Origin of the sequence: Vibrio nigripulchritudo, assembly GCF_027924785.1 — a bacterium.
GTDB classification, from domain to species: domain Bacteria; phylum Pseudomonadota; class Gammaproteobacteria; order Enterobacterales; family Vibrionaceae; genus Vibrio; species Vibrio nigripulchritudo.
Map to the genome: position 1 here is coordinate 882,967 of NZ_AP027050.1, position 25,209 is coordinate 908,175.

Below are 25,209 nucleotides of genomic sequence, written 5' to 3' on the forward strand. Positions count from 1 at the left end.
GAGCAACGAATGACAGCAATTGAAATAGATTTCAAATTTATGTGAATTAGCGCATATTTGTGTCGGGGAGAAGGTAATAAAAAAGCCAGTATAAAACCGGCTTTTGTTAATAAAAGTGTCTGTAGCCTTTGCTAAGCGGTGCTTACAGATTCTTCAAGTTGTTTTGCTCCGCGTAGCATCGCCTGAACCAGCTCGGTCGCGTCAAACTTGGTCAGGGCCTCATGCGCACCAACCTGATGTGCTCTGTCTACACAAATTTCACTCGAGAGCGACGTGTGAAGAATTCGATATGAGTTACTTAATGTCGTGTCGTTCTGAATTTCAAATGCCAGCTCATAGCCATCCAGCCCTGGCATTTCGATATCGCTGACCAGAATATTGACGGGTTTGTGATTATTTGCGTCATTCTTCATCAGCTCAAGTGCATCCGCCCCGTTTTTACAGACCTGATAAGGAATGTTAATGCTGTCCAATGCATCGGAAAGCTGTTTTCGAGCGATACTTGAGTCATCCACCAACAATATACTAAGTGGTTTCAACCGCTCGCGTTCGACGTCTGTCAAAATAGGAATACGCTGACTGTCGTGCTCTGGGTATATTTTCGATAGCAGCAACTCTACATCCAGCATTTGAACAATTTTGTCTTCGTGTCGGGTAATACCGGTTACAAAGACGTTGTCTCCGACCGTGTCTGGCGCTGATTCTATAGAACGCCAGTCGCACTCGATGATCTTTTCAATATCCCGAACCATAAACGCCACAATAGTACGCAGGCAGTCGGTTACGATAAGGTAACTGTTTTCGTATTCTTCCGGTGCAATTGGTCTGAACCCAATGGCTGCAGCCATATCGATAACAGGCACTGTAAGATCACGAATAGGGATAGTACCAACCACATGAGGATGAGAATAAGGGATTTGCGTGGTAGGCGCATAAGGGACGATTTCCCGAACTTTAAGTGTGCCGATGGCAAAGCTCTGCTGAAGCGTCAATTTGAACATCAGCATTCCTTGAGACTGATTGGCTTTGCTTTTCATAAATGATTCCGGGTAGGTAAACTCACTTACATTTTACAATTAAACTTGGCATTTGGCTTCGGTTTAGATCAATTTAAGTGCGTCTATTTGTTTCTTTTACGGCTCATACGGTATTTGTTGTCGTATGTTATTGAATTTTAGATTGTTTGCTTTCTAGCAAGACAAGGCATGAAGTTGGGCTGGCTTTCGGATACAATCCGAGCCTTTCAAAACACTGAGACATTCCTATGGCAAGAACCGCAGCAGCATTACACATTTTGGTGAAACACAAAGACAAAGCCGACGACATTCTCGCACAGCTCAAGAAAGGTGCGAAGTTTCAGGCACTAGCCAAAAAATACTCGACTTGCCCATCAGGTAAAAAAGGTGGAGATCTTGGTGAATTTAAAAAAGGTCAGATGGTGCCTCAGTTCGACAAAGCGGTATTCACCGGAGAAATTCTGAAACCTTTTATTGTGAAAACGAAATTTGGCTGGCACGTAGTGAAAGTTCTTTACCGTACTTAGCCAAACAAACCTTTTTTGTAAGAAGTGCTATTGGATGCACTTCTTTGCTCCCTTTTCTCTAAAGCCGTGAGAATTAAACATCTGAACTTAACAACCTTTGAATTTGTTAAGTTCAGATGTATGAGCGTCGTACTTCTCAGCGGTGAAAGCTCTTACTCCTAATCTCAGTCGAAAAACAACACCCCCTACACAACATTTATCCTAATAGTGAAAACTTTGGTATTAGAGCAATCATATGTGATCTCAGTGTGTTTAGTTATCGAACTGGCGTAGGCATCCCATCAAATAAACTCTATTTCAAAGTTGAGCAAAAAGCTTTACACGTGGGTCATTATCAATATAATAGAAAAGGTTTAATGTTAAATTAAATTAGATAAGGGTGCTCGGTGACTAGATTTTGTGTGATTATTTTATTTCTTTTTTCATTTAATGTTCAATGTGATACTAATAAAATGATCGGTGTAAGTGCAACATATTCTAATGATCCAATATTTGCTCAGCGATATATAGGCTTAGAGGTGAGCCACTTCAATCAGTGGGGGCGAATAGGTCACTATGGCAAAATTCAGTATTCCGAAAATAGCTTTGGTGCGGGTCTTGGTGTTATGACTCGATTGGGCGATTCACCTTTTCATCTTTATACCGGTGTTTCAAACAATATTTACGACGAATCTACTTCGATGATCGCATCGTATGGTTTAGACATCGGGTTCAAATACTCTGAAATGAACTCTTTGACGTATGGCTTTGGCTATAACGAAGCAAACAACGCCCTACAGTTTTCATTCGGGTTTTCTTTCTAACATGTTTCAAATGTATGGCATTACGCATATACCAAACTGATTCGTAATAAAAACATAGAATCAAGTTCATTCTGAACAAAATAAACCAGAGCTAAATTCCAAAATATAAAGAATTATTCGAAGTAAATACTTATTCAATAGAATTGAATAGGTAGCTCAAGTTCCGTAACAAATGTTTCAATTTTCTTAAAATTGATATGTGGCATGAGGATAAACTTAGATTTACTAAGTTTTAAAGAGATAAGAAATGAAAATTATAGTAGTAACTTTGTTTTTTATTCGTAAATTTTGTGAGCTTTAGTAGCAATGCCAATGTAATGAAATCTGGTGACTGGAAATACATTCAATCAGTTAATCTAGACGCGGGATTTAAAGAGACACTCGCTATGTCACTTGAGCGAGATAAAGTATCAGGTTACATAAAAACAGGTATGTCAATACAGCAATTGAAAGATGGATACAGTGTTCGATTCCTAAATCAGAATGTAAGGCTACACAGCTTAGATGACGTAAACGTAGACTACAGTGTCAACGAAAAGGATTTCAAGGCAGTAATGAGTAAGCCATACATCAATGAGGGAGGGCACAAGTATTTCACGCTCTATGAAGAGTTTATTGAAGGGTTTCTAAGAGATATTCAGCATGCCAACAAGTTGTTTATAAGAATCACACATAATGGAGATATTTTCGATTATTGTGTGAGCCTTAAAGGATTGGACTACATATCTAAGCATGTATTATCAATTCCATGACACGAATAAATTAATATGTTTGTTTTTGATGGAAGCATCATTGTGAAATACACTTCTCATTTCATTTTAATACATGTAATTAAGAATCATTCTAATTTAAGGTAATGGCAGGATTTATATTAGATAATGAAACTTGTATCTTATATTAAAATTTTTAATATGCTTAGCTGGGATAGTAGAAATACTATTTCTAAGAAGTAAAAGTCGACCAAGCAATTAACTTGGTCGACTTTGTTAGCAATTAGTTTGCTTTTGGAGTGAACTTCTGTGTACTACGATCTGCTTCAGCAACAGGTTTGATTTTCTGACCGTTAGCCGTCAAACCACGAACGTAATCGATGAAGGTTTCGGTGTAGAGCTTCAAAGTGTCTTCGTACTTAGACTTGTCAGCTGATACTTCACCAAAGGTTAGGTATCCATCTTTACCACCAGCGATGTAGTTGTTAGTTACAACAACCAGTTCTCTGTCGTCACTTAGCTTAGACCAAGTGCCGTCACCTTTCGCTTTAACTTCGAAATTGTGGACACGCTGACCAGCAGGGCGGTTGAAGTCTACGTCGTAACGAATACCTGCTGAGTATGGGTATGCACCGTCAGAACCGTCTGCACTGTTATCTACAAACTCTAGGTACGCTTTATCTACCGCTTCGTTCAGTACTTTCTTAACCTGAGCACCAGTCATGGTCAGATTAACCATGGTGTTGTTGAAAGGAAGTACTTTAGTTGCACCAGCGACAGTGAACTTACCTTGAGTGATGTTTGCACGAGCACCACCACCGTTCTGAATTGCAACGTCTGCACGCTTTGTTTCAGCCAGGAACGCTTGCGCCACTAGGTCAGCAACTTGAGAACCGTGCTGGATGGTGTGAGTATCACAGCCGTCTGCACCGTTGTGTTTTTGTTGACCAGGAACACGCTCGTAGCAAAGTAGCTCTGTTGACTGAGCGATTTCTTTGTCTTTCAACTCATCCAGTTTCTGGGAGTAAGCAGACAGTGTTTTCTGTGTTGCTGCATCTGGCGTAACCTGAACCAGGTTTGGTTGAGCATTAATGTCTGCAACGATTGCTTCTAGCTCTGCACCAGTCACAGGCTGTCGTTTACCGTTTGAGTCTTTACGCTTAAAGTCTTGACCCATTAGCAGGTGAGGAGTACCAGAACAAGACGCGACTTTGTTGCCATCGAAGGAAACTGTTAGTTCACCTAGGATCTGGCTGTATTGCCAAGCCTGAGCGACACAAACTTGATCGCCGTCTTTGTTGGTTCTTAGTGTTGGGTAAGGACCTTCGCTCTTAAGGCCGACTGCGTCAAAGTCACCAAGCAATGTGTGTGAGTCACCACCGATGATCACATCAACGTCTGTCAGAGCTTCTGCAAGTTGCAAATCATTTGAGTACTGGTAGTGCGTCAGAAGAACGATCTTAGAAACGTCTTTAGACACTAACTCATCAATGTATTTTTGCGCTGTTTCAACTTCGTTCAAGAACTGAGTTGTTTCATCTGGGTTTGATGAGTTCATCGTCTTGTTAGCGATGTCGATACCAACAATACCGATTTTGTGGTCGCCGTATTGTTTGATAGTGTATGGCTTGAAGTAATCATTTGCAGAATTTTGAGCAAGTGGAGAAACACCCTGCTTAGGAATAACGTTTGCTGCAAGAACTTCAGGAGGGCAGTTGCCCGCGTTCAACCAGTCAAGGAAGCGCGCAAGACCTGCATCGCCATCATCAAATTCGTGGTTACCAAGTGCGAAAGCATCGAAACACGCGTGGTTCATCAAGGCTGCATCTGCTTCGCCTTTGAACAGCGCGTAGTAAAGGGTACCTGAGATTGCATCACCCGCGTGGAGTTTTAGCACATTCTCATTTGCTTCAGCACTGTAACCAGTGCCGGGAAACCACCAACTTGTGCATAAGTAGATTGACCAGCTAGCTTGAGCTTTTGACGAGAAGGCTCTAAGTGCGAGTGGTGATCGTTAACGTGTAAGATTGTCAGATCGAATGGAGAAGTATTCGATTTGCTTGTTGCGCATCCTGAAGCAACCACTGCCGACAAGATGGCCAATGCCAATGGGCTAGTTTTCATTTTTCGTCCCTACAATTTGATTATTAGAAGGTTGGCGTTTTCACAGCTCCTCATTATAGGTTTGAAATGAAAATTTTTTTGAACTTACATAGGAATATTGAGAATAACGTCGAAAAATATTATTTGGTTACAATAAAACTGTGAGATTTATCAATAAGAGTAAGTAAAATGTAACCTAAATGTGGTTCTGGCTACTCAAAAATGAGAATCGCTTCCAAGAAAAAAGATCTTCAAAAGACTTCTGACAGGAAAGGTCAGCAACTTGCGATGTTGCCCTGCACATGAGTGAATACAAGGCAAACCGCTTTTCGTTATCTCGTTATCCGTAAGCCACTCCAGGTAGCCAGGTCACGATTTGTTGGAAGTTGAATACAATTCCCAGAGCGATAACCTGCAGAATAATAAAGGGTATAACGCCCCGATAAATGTTACCTATAGTGACGCCATCTGGCGCAACTCCCTTCATGTAAAAGAGCGCAAAGCCGACTGGCGGGGTTAAGAATGACGTTTGCAGGCATACTGCGAATAAAACCGTAAACCAGATCAAATCAAACCCAAGTGAAGAGACAACGGGTGCTACCAGTGGTAACACAATTAACGTTATCTCGATCCAGTCCAAAAAGAAGCCCAGTAAAAATACGGCAATCAGAATCGCGATAATAATACCGTTAGGGCTCATATCTAGGTTCGTTAACGCACCCTCTATTAATTCATCCCCTCCAAGACCTCTTAGCACCAGTGAAAACGCTGTTGCTCCAACAAATAAAGCGAAAATAAAGGCCGTCGTTTTTGTGGTTTCTTCACCGACTTCTTTCAAAACCGTCCGGTTTAATGCACCTTTCGACCAGGCAAGAAGCGTTGCCCCTGCTGCTCCCACACCTGAAGCTTCAGTCGGGGTCGCGATGCCAAAGAAAATCGACCCCAATACCGCCACAATCAAACTGGCAGGAGCAAGCACCGCTTTGAAAACCTGCAAGATTACAAAGATTGATACAGGCTCGGCATTTTCTGCAAGAGGTGCTTTTTGAGGGAAAAGAAGACCCGTTATGGCGATGTAACCGACATAGAGGGCAGCAAGCAGAAGACCGGGGAAAAGCGCACCCAAAAACAGATCGCCCACGGACAACCCAATTCTATCTCCCATCATCACCAGCATAATGCTCGGCGGAATTAAAATCCCCAGTGTTCCTGTCGCGCAAACTGTGCCACAAGCCAAAGACTTGGAATATCCTTGTTTAAGCATTAGGGGGATACCAAGCACTGAAAGAAGCACCACGGCAGCGCCAATAATTCCTGTGGAAGCGGCTAGCAGCAACCCTACAATAGTGACGGTGATTGCCAAGCCACCACGTACCCGACCAAATAAACGAACGAGATTCGTCATCAGATCCTGTGCTACACCCGATCGATCCAGCATCAAACCCATGTAAATAAACATAGGTAGCGCAACCAGAACCCAATTGTTCATGGTGTCCCAAATACGTGGAATCACAATGGAAACGTATTGCCAGTCTATACCAATCCACGTATCAGCCCATGTATCTAGGCTAAGCGCGATGGCAGAAAATAAAATTGAAACTCCACCCAAAATCCAGGCGACCGGAAAGCCTGAAAAAAGAAGAACAATAAAGGAGGCAAACATACCTATCGCTAGAATCTCATTAATTTCCATTCGTCCCTCCCATACGGCTGAACTTTCCGGAAATCAAAGCCGCAATGATTCGAGATAAACGAGAAACCACGGCAAAAGAGAGAAACACAAAGCCAACCAAGAGTATCGACTTGATGAACCAGCGATAAGGCAAACCACCAGGGGCGGCTGAAACTTCACTCAGTTGCCAGGAATAGGCGATGAACGGAATCGAGTAGTAGACAACCACAAATACAAACGGAGCAAGCAGAGTCAGGATACCGACAAGCTCAATCCAGCATTTGGTTTTTATCGAGAAGTTATCGTAAAGAATGTCCACGCGTACGTGGGAATCGGTGATGAAACAGTAGCTCAAACCAATGAGCCAGCCTGCAGAATAAAGATGCCATTGAAGCTCTTCAAATTCCACCCGACCTTCACCTATCAGGTAGCGCATAAGTACGTTAAAAACGATGATGGACATTAGTAGTGGCCAGATCCAAATCATGCCGTCGTTTACTCGGTTAATGATTTTGTCCAGCAAAGAAGACAAGGCAGTATCTGGTAGGTGGTTGAGAAGTGCCTTATTATTGGAATCTGGCAGTAATACAGAGCTCATGTACAGCTTCCTCCGTAAAAAACTGGCGCCAAAACAAGGCGCCATAAATTGTGACTATTCGCAAATCCTAATATTTGTTTGGCAGGTAAGCTCGGGACTTCCATACCTTATATTCCTCGGCAAAGGCTTGCTGAGATTGGTAGATTTCTTTGAAGTCAGCGTCTTTCGCGGAAATTTCGCTCATGACTTCGTCGGTCAAAGATTTCAACTGATCCAAAACATCCTCGGGCAATTGTCTTGCCGTTACATTCTTGGCTTCAAAACCATTGATGACTGAACCCTGAAGTGCTTCGCCTCGCGTCAGAGCGCGGAAAGTGCCCGCAGTACACGCCATGTCGATCATTGCTCTCTGACCATCGGTTAATGAATTCCAAGTGTCGGTATTCACAACGAGGTGAGACGCAGTAAAGGTCTGATGCCATCCCGGGAAGTAGTTGTTCTTGGCAATTTTATCGAAGCCCATCATTTGGTCTATCGCTGGCATCGAGAACTCACTGGCGTCTATCGCGCCTTTTTCCAGTGCGGGGAAAATTTCTCCGCCCGGAAGAACGGTGACAGAAGCTCCTGCTTTTTGCATGACTTTGCCACCGAGACCAGCAAAGCGGATTTTCAACCCTTCAATGTCTTTAAGGCTTTTTAGCTCCTTCTTAAACCATCCCGCCGTTTCAGGACCAATAACCGAACACAAAACAGGGTGGATGTTGTGTTTTGCATAGAGCTTTTCTGCGAGTTTTTTGCCTTCTCCATCATACCACCAGGAAGCATAAGCCCATGGTTCCATCCCAAATGGCACAGCAGCAAACAGAGCAGCGGCGGGAATTTTTCCCTGATCGTAACCGAGCCAGGTGTAGCCAGCGTTAAGCTGCTTATTTTTCACCGCTTCCGTTATCCCGAATGGCGGAACCAGTTTCCCAGGCTCGTAAATCTTGAACTGAATGTTGCCATTACTTGCTTCTTTGATTTGTTCTGAAACGTATTTGATTGGGTCACCAAGTGCTGGCAAATGAGTACCGAATACCGCTTGTACTTTCCACCGAACTTTTTCATTTGCCGATGCAGGCAAACTGATCAGTGTTGAAGCAGAAATGGCAACGGCAATTGCGATATTGAGGCGTTGCTTTTTTGATTTAAGAGTAAGAGTTTTCATAGTAAACACCTTTTTTATTAGGGGCAGATGTGGCTACCCCATAAATTAATAAGAGACGACTATTGGCGTGTAAGCTAAAGCCCCAGATCTGCCAGAAGGCTTGGTAACGAATTAATGGCGAAGTTGGTTTGCCAGAAAAGAATGTCTAGCGTGTCGTCTGTCCAATCGACATAAAACATCGCAGTGAAACCGTTGATGTCGTTGTCTATGGAGGTGTAGTCGCTCGTATTTACTCGATAGATTGGCTGAGATAAGAACATCAGCTCCTCTTTGAGAGGTGTTGTAAAGTGACGGGTTAATCCGTTGTTTACTATAAACAGAGGTGTAAATCGATCTGCCGATAAATAATGGATATCACCGTATTGCTTGGATGTCGGACCCAAGGTATCGGCATCTTGCTGGTAGTCGAGATCGGAAACAAATTCTCCCTCTAAATTGTAATTGGTAATTTGGCTCGCATTGGTGTTCCACTGGTTAGAAGGTTTACCTTGATTGCTATGGACGAGCTTAATTTCTTCCAGCACGGCATTTGCCAAACCAGCAGCATCAAATGCGGTTGCAGGATCACCCGTTGTTATTGCAGCCGCAGTGGCTAAGCCTCCGCCTAAACTGTGTCCGGTATAGTGAATCTGATAGCCTGAATATCGGTTCTTAATGTCTTGCGATTTTTCAATCGCCATCGCGTACTGTGCTGGCACCATGTCCTGAACCATAATGCCGTTGGTTACCCAGTCTGATGTACCCAGTTCACTACCACGAAATGCGACAACCACCTTATTTGATTTGGTGTAGATACCCGCGTAAAAGCCCGAATCGTAATCAACCACGTTTTCAACTCGATTCCAGCCTTGTGGAGCACCATTGGTGGTGTGTACAACTTCGGCAAATTCCAGATATTTCAACGCATCAGCAGATTTATTGATAGAAGGTGGCTGATGAGTTTTGTAGGTCGTACCCGTAGAGTTTGCGGTGTTGGTGTAGTTTGGAACCAGTACGGCTTCAATATAAGCGCCGACACTGTTGGCTTCATCTGTGGTTAAGGCGAAACTTTGAGTCGAAGCGAGACCCAGACAAATCGTTCCCGCAAGCGTGTATTTCAGTTTCATGCTCATTTCCTTAAGTCTTATCGTTGTATCCATTCAGTGATATTCATTCCATTGTAGGTAGGTAATGGCGTTCATTAGAATATCCTTTTTATTATATTGAGACCAAAAGTCTCAATATAACGATAGGCTAGTGTGTTTATAGCTCATGTTCAATACGATTTTGGTCACGTATTGCTGATGCACTAACAGGTAGATGTGGTTTGTTTTGGCTATTTATTGAGCTTAATGTCAGAAAAATAAAGAGATTTGGATTCAAGGAAAGGGAAGGATGATGTTTACAACCATTTAACATGAATGGTTAATTGTGTGATTGGGATCTCTTTTGAAATAGGATTCGCGGGATCAACTAGAGTGATCCCACAGCATTAGGCAACGAGCTGGTCGTGCAGTCGATGTAGCATGTCGTCCAGATGGGCTTCTTTGAGTGGTTTTACCAATACTTCGTCGCAACCGGCATTCATCATCGCATCGCGAGTTGTGGCGTAAGCATCGGCAGTGCAACCTATGATGATGGAACTTTGTCCACTGACTTCCTGAGCGCGAATGACCTGTGTTGCCTGAATGCCATCCATCTCTGGCATGTGATTATCCATCAAAATAATTGGATAGAAATTCTTGTCTGCCATATCAACGGCGATTTGCCCGTTCATTGCTATATCACACTCAAAGCCTCGCGCCTTCATGAACTTTTCGATAATCATGATGTTGACGCGGTTGTCTTCAACGATAAGCACTTTGCGTCCCATACCTTGATAACTTTGAGTTGGTTTCTCGGTGAGTTCATGCTCAGAGCGTCCGGCACGTAAGCCAAACGAGGCGGTGAAGATACTGCCTAATCCCGACTTGCTAGTGAGCGCAATTTGACCGTCCATGGCTTCACAAATCTGCTTAGCAATAGCCAGCCCAAGCCCGGTTCCACCATAGCTACGAGTGGTACTGGACTCTGCCTGAATAAAGGGATCGAAAATGGACTGCTGCCGATCGCTTGAAATACCTATTCCCGTGTCTTCGACACGAACAATCAAGTGATGCTGCTCACTGGACTGAACCTCAAACCCTACTTTGATTTGTCCCTGCTCGGTGAACTTCGTCGCGTTGCTGACCAGGTTTGCAATAACCTGTCGAACTCGCTCTTTGTCGCCAAACAGCCAGACGGATTCATCAATCGAATGTACACATTCAAACTCAATCCCTTTATCGGTGCATAGTGGGGAATAGGTGGACTCTATCTCCTGAATAAGAGGCAGAAGCTGGAAGTTACCGGGGCTGAGAACCAATTTCCCAGCTTCGATTTTCGAGAAATCAAGTAAGTCATTGAGCAGCGTCATCATGTGTGAGCCAGAATGACAAAGCGTATCAATGTACTCTCGCTGCATGGTTGATAGCTCGGTCTTTTGCATTAACTGAGCAATACCGAGTATACCGTTCATCGGGGTTCTGATTTCATGACTGATGCTGGCAAGGAAGTGTGACTTCGCTGTGTTTGCCGATTCCGCTTTGGTTAATGCCTCTTTGAGTGAAGCCTGCATCTTCTGTTTTTCAGAAATATCCCGTTCTACCGCTATGAAACCTTCAAGGCGACCCTGTTCGTCATGCACAGGGGTAATGTCGATGTCTATCCAGTAAGATTTGCCGGATTTGCTGTAATTGAGGATTTCTTCACGTACGTGGCGTTTTTCGATAATGGCTTTTCGAAGCCGGTGTTTGGTTTCGTGATTGGTATCTGGACCTTGCAGCAGCGAACCGGGTTTACGACCGATGATCTCTTTAGGTTCATATTCCGTCAGTTGAGTAAATGCTTGGTTCACCCAGGTAACCAGACCATGTGTATCGGTAATGATGATCACATCTTTCGCGTGGCGCGCGACCTTTGCCAGCCTGCGTGATTCCGCTTCCTGACGCTTCAGTAATTCTGAAGATTCAGCCAGCTTCTTTCGAGACTTCGCCAGCTCTTCGAAGGGCTGAACCATAATCTTGCTGCCAAGGAAATAGGAACCGATAAGACAGACCGAAAGGGTAATGAAAGTGGTGGTAGCCAACCGATAAAGCAGGGTACTTCTCTGTTTATCTTCAGAAGCGGTATTGACTGCGTATAGCAAGGTTAAGCCAGAATCATTAATGGGGACTTCAGCGATTCGCCAGTTGACTCCTTCAGGGGCTTCGGGGACGACACCTGTTTCAAATTGACGAAGTGCTACCCAGCGTTGTCCATCATTGGTCAATGCTGAAAAAAACTCTTTGTCCTTGAACAGAAACTCTACCTGAAGAACGCCTTCGACCGAATTGTTGTAGGTGATGGGAAGAAACATCCAGAAGTACAGTTTTCTCCCCTTCTTAATTAGGGAGACAATGGAAGAACCATTGTGAGAGAAAATTCTTTCAACGGAGGTAGCCGCCAGCAGTTTATTCCCAGTGAGATTGATTTCGCTGAATACAACATCGTTGGCGATATCAAACAGGGCGACACTGACGGATTCTTTGAATATCCGATCCTGATTAATGTGGTCACGGATTTCCAGATTGTTTACCGAATTCCCCATTGCTGCACTCACCAAAACGGGGGATGTGGACATCTGCTTGAATGCAACCTGCCTATCCAGTAAGTACTGATTCAAATAGCGCTTGGCGGTTTCCTGTTCGACCTTAGATGCTTCGGTTTGCAGAGCACTGATCGTTGTCTTACTTTGATGATTGATCGCGAAGCCGCCAATCACTGCAAACAAGACGGCAACGATTGCGATGAAGGTGACGAACAAATGTCTCGCAGACAAAGATTTTAGCAGTCGCAAACTACAGCTCCTGTATTAATGCTATCGACCAGCGATAACCGAAATGTTGTTGTCCTGATTGAATGTTGCCATGCAAAGGTCATCTAACCCTAGCGCTTCATGTGCATCTTTGTTCGATTCAGAATATGTTGTAAAAGGCTTGTCGTAACGCTTCACCAAGCCCTGAACCGGTGACTGAATGTTTTCTAGCGCGATTCTTAGCTTGTCGCGGTTATTGACCATTTCACCTTCCAGCTCTAATTCAGATAAAGCCTGAATCAATAACTTGCTCAAATCGTACCCGTGAATAAATCCAGTCGGTGCCACGATATCATTGGCGGATTTTATCTGGCTTGGAAACAGGGCCTTCGCTCGGGTTAACACACTGGTGGATAGCTCTGTTTCGGGCGAGGACAGGAAGGAAAAACAGGTCTGGACGACATAGAGATCCAGTTTTTGTCTTGTCTCATGGGGAACCTGAACCGCAAAATCTCCCCCTGTGATTCCCCAGTGGCTGATAATAGGGAGTCGCTCTTCTTCTGGGAATGACGCCATCGCGTTAACAATGTGTTTTCCTTCAGCGGCGTTGGACACCATCAGCACGCAGTCGGCACCGGAACGCTGAACTTCTCGGATCTTGATTCTTGCTCCGGGTTCATTGATTCCCCAGTTAAACCAGGTCACGGTGGGTGTCTGGTTAAGCAAATCTTTAATGGCAGCAGTCATATTACGCTGGTTTGATTTTCCCCAAGGGGTTTCCTCTAACAGCAAATGAGGGTTTTTACACTGGGCTTGAGTCACGGCGAAGTTTGCCAGCCTAGCCCCGGCTTTGGTGTCGTCAACAGACAGCCTGAATACCCAGTTTTCACTGCTTGGATGGCGAGTAATTGGTGCGCCAGCAGCCCACGGGACGAGGGTAAGAATCTGATTGTCGTTAATATACTGGCGGTATTTGATAAGTGGAGGCGAATGAAGACCAGCGAAAATGACTAAGGCGTTGGGATCTTTTTTATAGATCGCCATGTGCTTTTTGCTTCGAACAGAATTTCCTCGATGGTCGAGAGTGACAAAGCGGATGTCATGACCCTGAATCGTATTACCAATTTCGTCGAAAGCTGTGCGTATTCCTTGCTCAATAGAGGTTGCGGATTCAATGTAGCCAGTTCGGTCAGCATCCAGATAGATATTGATGTATGAGTCGTTAGCGACAGTAGAGAAGGGCAACAATAGCCCTAATGTCATGCCGAGCAGATTGCGAATTTTTACCATCGTCCGTAAGCCTTTTAACGCAATGAGTTGATTGATTTTATTACAGTATAGGCAGTAATCTGGATTTAAACAGGCAACTTTGAAGAGATATCAGATGTTTAAATAATGAGCCTTGCTGGGGACAAAGCTCATTGAATTAAGGCGCTGAAACAGCGCCTGTTGGGGATTATTTCATTAAGACTTTCTGAGTAAACTGCTTACTCATCTCTTTACCGTAAACGGCGTTAAATGGCAGAGTAGAACGGTTACGCATTTCCTGAGAAACCAAAGCCTGACTGGAATCTGCTTTTGGATGCTGAGGTGCGACACCAAATTTCGCATTCAGCGCAGATTGTGTTTCAGCACTGGTCAGCCAATGTAAGAAAAGCACCGAAGCCGCCTTCCGTTGGCTGTTTTTCGCAATTGCCGCGAAGTTTGCACCACCCGACATCCCAAACTCAGGGATGTAGAATTTCAGACGAGAGGTGATTGCGCCACGTTTTTGCAAACCAGCCAAGTGGTCTTCCCACGCAGGAGCAATCACAATTTCACCATCGTTGATTCGGGTTAAGCTATCGGCGTTAGAAGCGGTAATCACCATTTGCTCTTCATTTTGGTTAAACCAGTCCCAGGTTTTCTGCCATTTCTGTGTCACTGAAGAACTCAGCTTTTTGCCTTTTGGCTCACCAGAATAACTGCGGATCGCGGCTTCAATGAATCGTCCGCCAGAACCACCGCCGTTCGGATCGTTCACACCAAACGATTTAGGGTTGTTCTGTATGTATTGCGTTAAATCTGCAAAGCTTTGGGGCAAATCTTTTTCTTCAATACGTGCAGGGTCGTACGCCATACCTGTTTGGTTACCCCAAAATGTGACCGCGTAACCTTCGGAGTCGAACCCTTCACTTTCTGTCTTGAGTGATTCGATTTCCGGCAGTACATCCAGTTTCAGCAATACCTTCTCGGGCGAGAAAATTTTAATGTTGGAAGCACCAAGAGCGATGACGTCCAGCTTCCCTTTTTCACGTTTACTTTCAGCAATCAGCTTGTTTCGGTTGCCGTCTAACGTGCCTTCGGGGATGCGAACTTTGATTCCATACTTGTCCTCAAATCCTTTTACAAACTCTCGCCAGCCAGGCTGGAGGTACCAGACCGCAAAGCTGACGGTACCTTCTTTTTTTGCCTGATCTTCGATTTCCTTCCATGTCATCTTAGTGACGTCATAAGCGTAAGCCGACGTCGCAACGCATGCGGCTACGCCGACCAGCAGCGCCTTCAAGGGGTTAATTTTAAACATAGTATCCTCTACTTCTAAGCTTTGCCCGTTGACTGGGACAAGTAATTTCCTTTTAAAAGTTGCTCGATAATGAGCATTAAAATGACGTTAGGTATCACTAAGAAAAGTGACACTACCGCCGCATCCGGTCGGATGAACGAGTACCCTAGAAAGGAGTACAAAATGGTAGGAACCGTTATAAAATCTGGGGCTCCGAGTACATAAGCCATATTGAACTCTTCGATACTGATCACCAGACAGAAAATCAGTGACGCCAGCATGCTTGGTTTAAGCATCGGCAGAAATGCATGACGGAAAGTGGTGAAGCGGCTTGCTCCCATGTCAGCACAAGCGTCGATGACATCTTGTGGAACTGCTTTAAATCCTGCGCTCAAAATTCGTATCGCATAAGGCAATGCCAGAACGGAGTGCGCGATCACAATGCTGAAATAAGGTTCTGAAATCCCAAGCTGCAATAACATTCCACTGAAGAAAATCGCCAGTATCATGGAAGGCATCACCATAGGGAGTAATGTAAGCAGCTCTGCAGCTCGTTTTCCTCGAAACTCCATTCTGCCAAACGCATAAGCCGTAGGTGTTGCCAGAGTGACGGTAACCAGAGCAACGGCGGGTGCCACTGTGTAACTGTTAAACAGCGCTTCTTCCAGCGAAGTGGTTTCCCAGATCTCTGTCCACCGAGCAAAGGACAGAACTTGCGGGAAAATATCGGGGAAACTCCACGGATGTGATGGGTCTACCAGAGACCAAAGCACCGCCATCCCGAAAGGAACACCCAGCCAAATGATGTTGACCAGAACAAAAAATCCGATACTCAGGTAGATCACCCATTTGTGATTGCTGTTCATAACGATTCCCCTCTCTGAATATGGGTGATGATGGAGCGTGTTTTCGTGGAGAAAGGTTGAGTGATTAGGGTAATCACCACCGCAGAGATAACAGCCAACAACATAATGACCATTGCGATGACGGCGGCTTTTTCCCATTCGTAGTACTGGGTTGCCGTGAAGTTCATCAGCATGGACAGTGAATACGCGTTACGGGAACCGGCTATAGAAGCAAAGGCAAAGTCCCCCAACGCCCCAATAAATATGAGTATTAATGAAGCCTGCAAAGCGGGGATGGTAAGAGGGAAGACAATCTGGCGGAACCTTGCCCAGCGCGACGCGCCCAGATCATCGGCAGCATTAAGAATATCGCTGCGGATACTGTTGATAGCACCACCAAGAAGAATTAGAGCGAAAGGTACGTTTTTCCATACCTGAAGCAGTATTACACTCCAGCCAAACTTGTCATTGGTTAATCGAAGTGGTTTTTCCAACACACCAAGCGCCATTAGCCCTTCGTTAAAAATACCGTGATAAGAGATCACGTTAATGAGCAGAAACGCGGCAACCAAACCCGGGACGAACATTGGGGCGCGAAGCACACCGATGATGACAGGTTTAGCTGGCAGCGGACGGCTTAACCAAAGCGCAATGGGGTAGGCGAGCATGATTGCGCCCAGGCTACCCAGAATAGAGGTGCGCAATGAGTAAGCGATGGAACGTTGCAGAATGGGGTCTGCAATCATTTCCTGCCAGTATTGCAGGGTGAATGAAGATTCTCCCGTCAGACCTGCCATACCAAAGCTTTGAGCGACAACGGCGTACAACGCACTCCCCATTAAAAACAGGATCATGCCTAAGCCGGGAATGAGAAAAAGGTATGCCCTCACGACTTCACCTCCTCTAGGAAGCGAATTGCGTTACGACTCATTTTAAAAGCCACTTTATCGCCCGGTTGGCTCGACATGGACTGATGCAGTTGAATGCGGATCTTCTGACCACAAGGTTCGTCGGCAGCACGCCCGAACAAATCAGTGACATTCCCCAGAAAGGCCAGGTTTTCGACCTGAACATGAAAGCAGTTTTCTTCATCGCTATTTGCCAGATGAGCGGATTCAGGGCGCCAGCAAATGTAAATACGCTCTGCCACAGGGGCTTGCTGAGATTCAGTTAAAAATGACCCTAACTCGCATTCCACCTTATACAGGTTGGCTTGGTCAGTCGGGCTTACTCTTGCAGGTAAAATATTTGCTGCACCGATGAAATCAGCAACAAAGCGATTTTTAGGCTGATAATAAATTTCTTCAGGTGTGCCAATTTGCTCAATCGACCCTTTGTTCAGAACCACGATTTTGTCACTCATCGCCAGTGCTTCTGCCTGATCATGAGTCACGTAGACGGTTGTGAGGTTCTGTTCTTTTTGTAGCGACTTAATTTCAAAACGCACGCTTTCACGCAGTTTGGCGTCGAGGTTGGAAAGGGGTTCATCAAACAGTATGACGTCAGGTCGCATAACCATAGCCCTGGCAAGCGCGACGCGCTGCTGTTGCCCTCCGGATAGCTGAGCGGGTAGCTTGTCTTTGTGATCTTCCAGCCCAACCTGTGAAATAGCTTCGGACAGTAGCGTTTTTTGCTGCTCAAGCGGCATGTTTTTCTGTACCAGACCAAAGCAGATATTGTGGGAAACACTAAGGTGTGGGAACAGCGCATAGGACTGAAAGCACATGGCCGTGCTTCTTTTTTCTGGGGGTAATGGATCAATACGCTGACCATCAATCAAAATCTCGCCTGAATCTACAGTGAGAAACCCCCCAATCATTTTCAACAGGGTAGTTTTACCGCATCCGCTTGGTCCAAGCAGAGTGACAAACTCCCCAGCCTTAGCTTCAAACGAAATATTTTCAGAAGCGACAAAGTCTCCAAATTTCTTGGTTACATTCTTAATTTGCAACATCGGCTTAATTTCTTCCTTTTAAACTTGCCTACAAAGTTTAATGCTAATCAATGAATTTAAAAATTTTTGTGATCCGTCTCTATTTGTTGACTTTATAATCAATGAGTAATCATTAAATGATTGAAAATTAAAGATATAAAATGATGATAAATTAATCATTAATAACCGATTGAAGATCACATACAGATAGATTACAGTTTAATTAAACTTTTCAATAAAGAATAAGGTAACTATATGTCATTTGAGTTTCACGTTGCCAGAAAAGGCAAAGTTCTTGTTAATAGTCATAGGGGGTATTGCCACCTTTATCCAGAAAATACGCTTCCTGCCTTTGAAGGGGCGTATCAGGAAGGTACACACTCTATTGAGCTGGATGTCGCCATGACATCAGATAACGAGATTGTTGTGATTCATGATCACAGCGTGGACAGAACATCTGATGGCTCTGGTTATGTAGAGCAAATGGATTTCTCAGCATTACGAGAGCTTGATTTTGGGTCTTGGTTTGACAACAAATTCCTAAACACAAAGATCCCGACATTGGAAGAATGCATTGTATGGGCAATGGACAGGGGCGTCGGGCTAGTTGTTGAGGTTAAGCAGCGCAAACGTCAGGATGAGTTTATTATCCAACTGCACGCTTTGTTACGCTCGATTCCCGGAAGCATCGGCTATATTCAGTTGCTGGCTTTTGATCATGTGTTGCTGAATAAGGCAAAGAAAGTGATCCCCGACCTGAATATTCAGGTGGTCACTTTGGCAAGATACAACGATCAACTGAACGCTGTTCTTGCGTCCAATGCCGATTGTGTGTGTATTGAATATCCACACGCTCACGTAGATGATTTAAGAGCGTACAAGCAGGCTGGCTTATGCGTTAGGATGTTCTTGCCAACGACGTCCAATGGCTTAACGCCAACGGAACACTTCAATCGCCATTTTGGCTACGACGTACACGGCGAAGTGGTAGGTTGGTTACGGGAACGGCTTATCGATATGATCAGTCACGATGATATTGAAATGCTTAAGTCTCTGGTACTTGAAGCCGGGCTTGAGCCTGTGTAATCTCGCCAGTTAAGCCAAAATCATGCTTTGTTATCGAAAGGAACCCAAACGGAAGATGCTATCTCCAATCAAACCACTTCAACTTAACCTGACTGAAGGGCAGAAGAGGGTGCTGGCAGTGATACGTCAGCACGGTACTTTACCAAGAACCAAGATCGCAGAATTAACCGGTTTTGGTACTGGTTCTGTGACGACCCTGTGTAAAGAACTACTCACGCTGCAGTTGATTCAGGAAAGTGAAAGAGTAAAAGGCGGGCGAGGACAGCCAGCGAAGCCAGTATCGCTGTCGCCCTATGCTGCTTTTACGTTTGGGGTTGCATTCCATATTGCCCGAATCGACCTTGCGCTGGCCAACTTTACTGGCGAAGTGCTCGACAGAGTTGAGATTTTCTATGATGAGTCTCAACCTGTTGAAGAGACCATCATTCTAATTCGCGATGCCATTTCTAAAATGACAGCCAAACACAGGCTTCTTAATGCGAGGATTCTTGGCATTGGGGTTTCGATGCCGGGACCACACCTTTGTGATGGCAAGCGAGTCCGCACCATTAACCAAATGGCGCACTGGCAGGACGTTGATCTGGCGGATGCATTCGGGCACCATTTTGAATTCCCGGTCTGGATTGATAACGACTGTAAAGTGGCAGCAGTTGGAGAGTACTATTCTGGACTATGGGACGATATTAAACATTTGGTGCTGATTGAAATTGGTCATGGTATTGGAGGTGCCGTCATTCTGAACGGTAAGCTGCATTCCGGTAGGCATAACAATTCAGGGGAAATTGGTACATATTTTAATCGCTCGGAAGCACCAAGACCCTGCTTGCGTGAGCTCATCATTGAGCTTCAGGAAGCGGGGCTAGATGTGGTCAAGCTTGAAGACATCCCAGATATTGAACATCCAATTGTTGACAGCTGGATAAAACGCTCAGCAAAAAGGCTGATGCCTGCATTGCTACTAACCTTGAGCTGGTTCGATCCTGAGTGCATTGTGATTGGAGGTTCGTCACCAAAGGCGATTAGCGATGCGTTGATCAAAGAAATGGATCTGGCAGCCGAGTGGGATAAACGCTTTGATTATCCAGTTGCCGAGATTGCGCCCTCAAAAGTGGGCATATACCTTTCTTCTTATGGCGCAAGTATGTACCCATTTTTCCAGACGCTTTCTTATCAGACCTGATCTCTCTTGAATCGGGTTTTTGTCACCCATTCGGCAGGAATGTCACTGGAATCTGTCACTGCCATTATCGCACCTATGATGATGGCTCTTCCGCAACTGTCACCACCGCAGTAGATATTGGTTTTGACGGCGTTCCGATAGTCCGAACTGGTCAAAAGGATGTGGAGAATAACTGGGAACGCGACGAACAAGTCGCAATGCAGCCCGGTCTTCTGAGCATATTCTACGCTACTCAGATTTAATGCGTTTATTGCGTCATCGATTTGTGTCGAAATTTCTTCTGTGGTGTTGGATCGGACAAGCTCGATCGCTTCACGTATTGAACTGCCATCTAAAACAGCCTGCATTATTGTTGCTAAAGCGAGCGCCCATTGCACCGCACTGTCTTTGTTGTTGGTTACCCTCACAGCCTGCTCAATGTGTGCCTTATGATCACCAATATACGCAATCAACGGCGGAAGCTTTGAAACCGCGGGCAATTGCTGATCATCAGCGCCGCATCGGGAAATCTCTGCTTCTGAATCTTGAGCAGAGTGCATTGCCAGTAGAGTTAATTTGGTCGGCTTATCGATATAGCCCACCCATTCTCCTCCAAAGTCAAACCACTCCTGAAACGATAAGGCGTAGTCGTTCAAATCAAAGCGACCCGATTTTCGTTTCAAAGAGTCCAACATGGCATAAAGTTGCGCACCATATTGAGAGGGTTCTCCTGCGCTTTTATTTGCGTGAGCGAAATAGCCTTTGTTTTCAAATTCGGATGCGGAAACAGATTGGAAAGTAGGGTCTGAAGGGGCGAGTCTTTTGATGGTGGGTTGGTCATATAACCAATGAAATCCCAAAGAAGCCGCATCAGCTACAAGGGCGCCTAATATTATTTTCTCTTGTGCTTTCGAAAGGGTCATTTTTGCCTCCATATCAGTAACTTTTACTGACAAACTCCGTCTCTTCGATGTTGGCGACCTTATTCTCAAACGCTGCCAAAGCATAAAACGTATTTGCCATCAAATTGGCATAGCGGAATAGGATAGGGGCAGGTGAACGTTTTCCGTTATGCTCGACAGCAACCAACGCACGAACAACTTTTTTCGCCTGACACCGAGCAAGGTGGAGCTCTGTCGAAACGGCAGTCCCACCCGGTAAAACAAACCCTTTGAAACCGCCATCCAACAAGTCTCTCAGTTTATGATAGTCCGCTTTTAGCTCTGATAGTTGAGATTCATCGATAGCCAGCTTGCCCCGTACAGAACCATTTAGATGATAAACATTGGGTTGCAACCTTTGAAGAATATCCTCGGTTAAAGGCTGAATGCCCATAGTCAGCAATAACCCGATTCGGCAACACAAGTCGTCTGCCGCAATTTCAAAATCACAGGCGGGATTGTCTTCATATATAAATGGATAACAGAACTCGTCCCAATCTCGACTTACTGGCTTCATATGGCTTCTAACTATTCGTTGATACAAAGCCTAATAAGTTATCATTGCTTAAGCGCGAGTGCAGGCGTTTTTGGTTCCAGTCCGTAAGGGATAGACGTTAGCACCGAAGACCCATCACCATATTTTGGTACAGCATTGGTTCCCCGCCAGTCGAGAAGCATGATGGCCAGAACATTTCGATGCTCGCCTCCGGAAAGCGAGAGATTTCCCAATACTGAAGGCACCAGACCCGCATCAAAGTTTATCGAAGCTTGTATCGCATCACGGGTTTTCTGAACCACAGGGTCGTCATCAAGTCCGGCAAGAAGAAATGCAATGCCAACTTCTGCAATAACGTCTTCCTTTGACCTCAATAGAATCGTATCGATGTTTTTGCGGAGGTAGTCGTAAATCCACTGATGCTCTCGTTCCGAAACGGGGTACTGGTAATAACCTGAGTCGGCGAGAATAATGTGAGTCATCCCATACAGCTTGTTTCCAAATTGCTGTTTAGTGAGCTGTGCGTCGCGCTCATCTGGATAAGTGGCTTTGAAGTTTTCGATGAACTCATCCACAACGTCCTGCTCGCCTAACTGACGTAACCAGTAAACCTGATTTGCAAGCTGAGCTGCCCAGGCTTCAATCATGGTTGGATTGGTGACGTATTTAGTGAAATCGTAACGGCGAATAATCTCGCGGAGCATTTTATCGTCTTTGTGTTTGAGCCCATATTCGTTAGCTCTTGCCATGGAACCCAATAAGCCAATACCTAAGTACATGTATTCGGGCATGGCTTTTGTTGCATTAAATCGGCGCAAGCTGCGCTCATCCGTGTTGTCGAGGTAGTGCGAAAGCCGGTTAATGGCGTACTGATGAATCTGTTCAGGAGTGTGAACTTCTTCACTGAAGCGGTTTAGCCTGCTCGCAACACGAGCCATGTCACTCCAGATCGCATACTTATATTGTGGGTCGAGCGTCTGGCGATACATTCGAAGCCCAAAATGCCCCTCTTTAAAAGGCGACAGGGTATAGAGCTTGTCTTGAAAGGTAGAGCGTATGATGTCTGCAGATGCCACATGATTGGGTACTTCACCGGACAAGCTTTTGGCATGAGCTGGCAGCAGTAAAGCTGAAAGAAGGAGAGCGGAGGTTGTAATCTTCATGAGATTTTTATGCTTTAGTAATAGTCCTGCGAATATACCTTTGAGACGAAAAGCATAAGTCCGGTGAATGTCAGATTACGGTAACAAAAAACGCCGAAGCGATGGCTCCGGCGTTTTTAGCTATATCTTGATATAAAAGACAATAAATTAGGCAAATTCTTTTTGCAGGTAGGCGACGATATCGTTTGATTCGTACATCCAAGTCGTCTCGCCATTGTTATCGATTCTCAGGCAAGGCACTTTAACTCTGCCGCCGCCGTTTTCCAGATCCTGGCGATGCGTGGCATCGTTTTTGGCATCGCGCAGTTCGATATCCAGCGATTGTCTCTTCATCTGACGGCGTACTTTTACGCAGAATGGGCAAGCATCGAACTGGTACAGTGAAAGGTTTTTCGTCTTTTCATTAACGGCTTGTTGTTCTGCTTCACTTCTTTCTTGCCCTTTCGGCGAGAACACAAAATTAAACCCTAGAATGATTCTTCCAAGAACCCATCGAATAAGCTTCATCACTGACTCCAAACTGCTGATATTTCTATTTCGAGTCCGAAAACTTATCGTATTTTTTACAGAAAACCAAGCGGTACAGATTTATCTATCAGTTATGTGATTTATGCAAATGCTTGTGCGAAAAAGTAAATATTGGATTGATGACTAGGATTTTGCTATCGGATAGGATATTTTAAACCGTTTTTGAATAAGAATGATTATTATTGGGGTTACTAGCTGCAGTGCTTAAGTTAGTTGTTATTTTATTGGTTTTGAGTGCAGGATCACTCTTCGTCGGAGTCGCTGACTTAAGCCTGACCAAGTTACTGGAAGGTGATCAAGCCGCCTGGGAACTGTTAGTTATTAGCCGGATACCGCGTTTGTTAGCCATCTGGCTGGCAGGGGCTGGGTTAAGTATTGCAGGCTTGATCATGCAGCAAATCAGCCAGAACCGATTTGCCGCGCCATCTACTTCTGGCACCTTTGAATGTGCCTTACTTGGCTATCTGCTGAGTATTCTTATCTTTGGTCATGGTGAAAACCTCTTTATTATTTTTGGCACTGCGATGGCAGGCACCTTGATATTTGTTCGCTTTATTAACTCCATTCAGTTTAAAAATGCGATTTACGTTCCGCTGGTGGGCATTATCTTTGGTAACGTTGTTTACTCCGCCGCTGTGTTTATCGCTTATAAGTACAATCTGGTACAAAGCTTATCTACCTGGGCTGTTGCAAACTTCTCTACTGTACTGCAAGGCAGTTATGAGTTGCTTTACATTGCCATTCCGGTTTCGGCATTTAGCTACTGGTATGCCGCCCGTCTTTCTGCTGCGGGTATGGGAAAAGACTTTGCAACCAACATAGGTCTGAATTACCAGCAAGTCGTGGTGATTGGCGTGTTACTGGTTTCGGTGACTTCTGCCAGTATCGTCATGATCGTTGGTGAATTACCTTTCCTCGGGTTAATTGTTCCAAACATTGTTGCTGCCTACATGGGCGATAACATTCGCCGAAACATTCCTTACGCTGCGCTGTGTGGTGCGATTCTAGTTCTGGTTTGCGATGTTCTGGGTCGCGTTATCATATTCCCGTTTGAAGTGCCTATCGCCATGATCATCAGTATTTTAGGTGGGTTGGTGTTCCTCTACCTGATTTTGAGGGAGAAGAACAATGCGTGATAAGGCGGTTTTAATTGGTTTACTCGCGGCATCTCTGGTTCTCGTTTTTCTGTTTGTTGGCTTAGGTCTCACCGCCGATAACTACGAATACTTTCTTTCTCGAAGAACACCAAAAGTGCTGGCGATAGTGATTGCCTCAGTGGCAATTGCTCAGTCGTCACTGGTCTTTCAGACGGTCACTCACAACCGAATCTTAACACCCAGTATCATGGGGTTTGATTCTCTTTATGTGCTCATTCAGGTTTGTGTGCTGATATTACTGGGTGGTGTCGCCACAGTATTGCTGAATTCGTTCATCAAGTTTTCAATCTCTGTCGCTGTAATGGTCGGGTTTTCACTGGCTCTTTTCAGCTTCTATTTCCGTAAAGAAAACGCCAACATCATGACTTTGCTATTGATGGGCGTGATCTTCGGTCAGCTATTCTCCAATATCGCAGGCTTTTTCATGATGATCATGGACCCGTCTGAATTCTCTTTCTTACAAGGTGCCATGTTTGCGAGTTTCAATAACGTAAACAGCGAACTGGTCTACGTCAGCCTGATTCCATTGTGTGCCGTGATTTTTTACCTTTACATGCTTCACAGCAAACTGGATGTTTTCTGGCTGGATAAAGACAACGCCATCAGCTTGGGTGTGGACGTTAAGAAAGTGACCAAACAAGTGCTGATTCTGGTTTCGATATTGATAGCCGTTTCTACAGCATTAGTTGGACCGATTCTCTTCTTCGGTCTTCTGGTTGCGAACCTCACCAGACAATGTTTTTCCACCTATCGCCATCAGGTTTTAATGACGGGGGCTTCGCTTATGGCCGTTTGTATGCTGTTGAGCGGGCAATGGCTGGTTGAGCGTGTGTTTGAGTTTGAAACCACACTGAGTGTCATTGTGAACTTTGTCGGTGGTCTGTATTTCCTTTCTCTGTTGATCCGACAAAAAGTGTAGTGGGTGGA

At 44.9% G+C, this 25,209-nt stretch carries 24 protein-coding genes; 7 read left to right on the plus strand and 17 right to left on the minus strand.

Features of this window, described 5'->3' with window-relative positions:
* Positions 1 to 131: 131 nt before the first annotated feature.
* Positions 132 to 1,037: a chemotaxis protein gene (locus tag QMG91_RS22330; RefSeq protein WP_004398301.1), complete on the minus strand. Its 906-nt coding sequence runs from the start codon at positions 1,035 to 1,037 to the stop codon at positions 132 to 134.
* A 227-nt stretch (positions 1,038 to 1,264) separates the two neighbouring features.
* Here QMG91_RS22330 and ppiC point away from each other — a divergent pair, with 227 nt between their 5' ends.
* The 3 genes from ppiC to QMG91_RS22345 all read left to right on the plus strand — a co-directional run bounded on the left by ppiC (position 1,265) and on the right by QMG91_RS22345 (position 3,098).
* A complete protein-coding gene (ppiC, locus tag QMG91_RS22335) occupies positions 1,265 to 1,543 on the plus strand; it encodes a peptidylprolyl isomerase PpiC (RefSeq protein ID WP_004398302.1) in 279 nt (92 codons plus the stop codon).
* Positions 1,544 to 1,995: 452 nt separating this feature from the next.
* Complete coding sequence (locus tag QMG91_RS22340) at positions 1,996 to 2,346, plus strand: hypothetical protein (protein ID WP_281870353.1); 351 nt, start codon at positions 1,996 to 1,998, stop codon at positions 2,344 to 2,346.
* A 317-nt stretch (positions 2,347 to 2,663) separates the two neighbouring features.
* Complete coding sequence (locus tag QMG91_RS22345) at positions 2,664 to 3,098, plus strand: hypothetical protein (RefSeq protein WP_281870354.1); 435 nt, start codon at positions 2,664 to 2,666, stop codon at positions 3,096 to 3,098.
* A 241-nt stretch (positions 3,099 to 3,339) separates the two neighbouring features.
* Here QMG91_RS22345 and QMG91_RS22350 read toward each other — a convergent pair whose 3' ends face one another.
* From QMG91_RS22350 to QMG91_RS22405, 12 genes are all read right to left on the minus strand, one after another.
* Complete coding sequence (locus QMG91_RS22350) at positions 3,340 to 4,953, minus strand: 5'-nucleotidase C-terminal domain-containing protein (protein WP_281832363.1); 1,614 nt, start codon at positions 4,951 to 4,953, stop codon at positions 3,340 to 3,342.
* On the minus strand, positions 4,947 to 5,180 hold the full coding sequence (locus QMG91_RS22355) for a hypothetical protein (RefSeq protein WP_281832365.1): 234 nt from the start codon (positions 5,178 to 5,180) through the stop codon (positions 4,947 to 4,949). Before QMG91_RS22355 ends, QMG91_RS22350 begins: the two co-directional genes overlap by 7 nt.
* Positions 5,181 to 5,499: 319 nt before the next feature.
* On the minus strand, positions 5,500 to 6,852 hold the full coding sequence (locus tag QMG91_RS22360; RefSeq protein WP_004398305.1) for a TRAP transporter large permease: 1,353 nt from the start codon (positions 6,850 to 6,852) through the stop codon (positions 5,500 to 5,502).
* A complete protein-coding gene (locus tag QMG91_RS22365; RefSeq protein WP_004398306.1) occupies positions 6,842 to 7,429 on the minus strand; it encodes a TRAP transporter small permease subunit in 588 nt (195 codons plus the stop codon). Before QMG91_RS22365 ends, QMG91_RS22360 begins: the two co-directional genes overlap by 11 nt.
* Positions 7,430 to 7,496: 67 nt before the next feature.
* A complete protein-coding gene (locus QMG91_RS22370) occupies positions 7,497 to 8,576 on the minus strand; it encodes a TRAP transporter substrate-binding protein (protein WP_281832371.1) in 1,080 nt (359 codons plus the stop codon).
* A gap of 74 nt (positions 8,577 to 8,650) precedes the next feature.
* Entirely contained in the window at positions 8,651 to 9,682 is a 1,032-nt protein-coding gene (locus QMG91_RS22375) for an Mbeg1-like protein (protein ID WP_281832374.1), read from the minus strand.
* Between the two features lie 365 nt (positions 9,683 to 10,047).
* Positions 10,048 to 12,471 (minus strand): PAS domain-containing hybrid sensor histidine kinase/response regulator, encoded by a 2,424-nt coding sequence (locus tag QMG91_RS22380; RefSeq protein WP_281832377.1) that lies wholly within the window; start codon positions 12,469 to 12,471, stop codon positions 10,048 to 10,050.
* Between the two features lie 21 nt (positions 12,472 to 12,492).
* A complete protein-coding gene (locus tag QMG91_RS22385) occupies positions 12,493 to 13,719 on the minus strand; it encodes an ABC transporter substrate-binding protein (protein ID WP_281832379.1) in 1,227 nt (408 codons plus the stop codon).
* A 166-nt stretch (positions 13,720 to 13,885) separates the two neighbouring features.
* Positions 13,886 to 14,995, minus strand: a complete 1,110-nt coding sequence (locus tag QMG91_RS22390; protein WP_281832382.1) for an extracellular solute-binding protein — start codon at positions 14,993 to 14,995, stop codon at positions 13,886 to 13,888.
* A gap of 14 nt (positions 14,996 to 15,009) precedes the next feature.
* On the minus strand, positions 15,010 to 15,840 hold the full coding sequence (locus tag QMG91_RS22395; RefSeq protein WP_004398734.1) for an ABC transporter permease: 831 nt from the start codon (positions 15,838 to 15,840) through the stop codon (positions 15,010 to 15,012).
* Complete coding sequence (locus QMG91_RS22400; RefSeq protein ID WP_281832384.1) at positions 15,837 to 16,709, minus strand: ABC transporter permease; 873 nt, start codon at positions 16,707 to 16,709, stop codon at positions 15,837 to 15,839. Before QMG91_RS22400 ends, QMG91_RS22395 begins: the two co-directional genes overlap by 4 nt.
* Entirely contained in the window at positions 16,706 to 17,773 is a 1,068-nt protein-coding gene (locus tag QMG91_RS22405; protein ID WP_004398730.1) for an ABC transporter ATP-binding protein, read from the minus strand. The genes QMG91_RS22400 and QMG91_RS22405 overlap by 4 nt, the downstream gene beginning before the upstream one ends.
* 234 nt (positions 17,774 to 18,007) lie before the next feature.
* Here QMG91_RS22405 and QMG91_RS22410 point away from each other — a divergent pair, with 234 nt between their 5' ends.
* On the plus strand, positions 18,008 to 18,838 hold the full coding sequence (locus QMG91_RS22410) for a glycerophosphodiester phosphodiesterase (RefSeq protein WP_281832387.1): 831 nt from the start codon (positions 18,008 to 18,010) through the stop codon (positions 18,836 to 18,838).
* 55 nt (positions 18,839 to 18,893) lie between these two features.
* On the plus strand, positions 18,894 to 20,018 hold the full coding sequence (locus QMG91_RS22415) for an ROK family transcriptional regulator (protein ID WP_281832389.1): 1,125 nt from the start codon (positions 18,894 to 18,896) through the stop codon (positions 20,016 to 20,018).
* On the opposite strand, the gene QMG91_RS22420 is transcribed toward QMG91_RS22415, so the two are convergent.
* From QMG91_RS22420 to QMG91_RS22435, 4 genes are all read right to left on the minus strand, one after another.
* The gene (locus tag QMG91_RS22420; RefSeq protein WP_281832392.1) at positions 20,009 to 20,920 is read right to left on the minus strand and encodes an ADP-ribosylglycohydrolase family protein; all 912 of its coding nucleotides are present in this window, start codon (positions 20,918 to 20,920) and stop codon (positions 20,009 to 20,011) included. The two genes, QMG91_RS22415 and QMG91_RS22420, sit on opposite strands and share 10 nt — an antisense overlap.
* 13 nt (positions 20,921 to 20,933) lie before the next feature.
* A complete protein-coding gene (locus QMG91_RS22425; RefSeq protein WP_281832395.1) occupies positions 20,934 to 21,455 on the minus strand; it encodes an ATP:cob(I)alamin adenosyltransferase in 522 nt (173 codons plus the stop codon).
* Positions 21,456 to 21,496: 41 nt separating this feature from the next.
* Entirely contained in the window at positions 21,497 to 22,597 is a 1,101-nt protein-coding gene (locus tag QMG91_RS22430; RefSeq protein WP_022592550.1) for a DUF3541 domain-containing protein, read from the minus strand.
* 147 nt (positions 22,598 to 22,744) lie between these two features.
* Complete coding sequence (locus QMG91_RS22435; protein ID WP_022561245.1) at positions 22,745 to 23,104, minus strand: glutaredoxin family protein; 360 nt, start codon at positions 23,102 to 23,104, stop codon at positions 22,745 to 22,747.
* A 221-nt stretch (positions 23,105 to 23,325) separates the two neighbouring features.
* On the opposite strand from QMG91_RS22435, the gene QMG91_RS22440 reads away from it, so the two are divergent.
* Both QMG91_RS22440 and QMG91_RS22445 read left to right on the plus strand, forming a co-directional pair.
* The gene (locus QMG91_RS22440; protein ID WP_022561246.1) at positions 23,326 to 24,261 is read left to right on the plus strand and encodes an ABC transporter permease; all 936 of its coding nucleotides are present in this window, start codon (positions 23,326 to 23,328) and stop codon (positions 24,259 to 24,261) included.
* Positions 24,254 to 25,201, plus strand: a complete 948-nt coding sequence (locus QMG91_RS22445; RefSeq protein WP_022561247.1) for an iron chelate uptake ABC transporter family permease subunit — start codon at positions 24,254 to 24,256, stop codon at positions 25,199 to 25,201. Before QMG91_RS22440 ends, QMG91_RS22445 begins: the two co-directional genes overlap by 8 nt.
* Positions 25,202 to 25,209 lie beyond the last annotated feature (8 nt).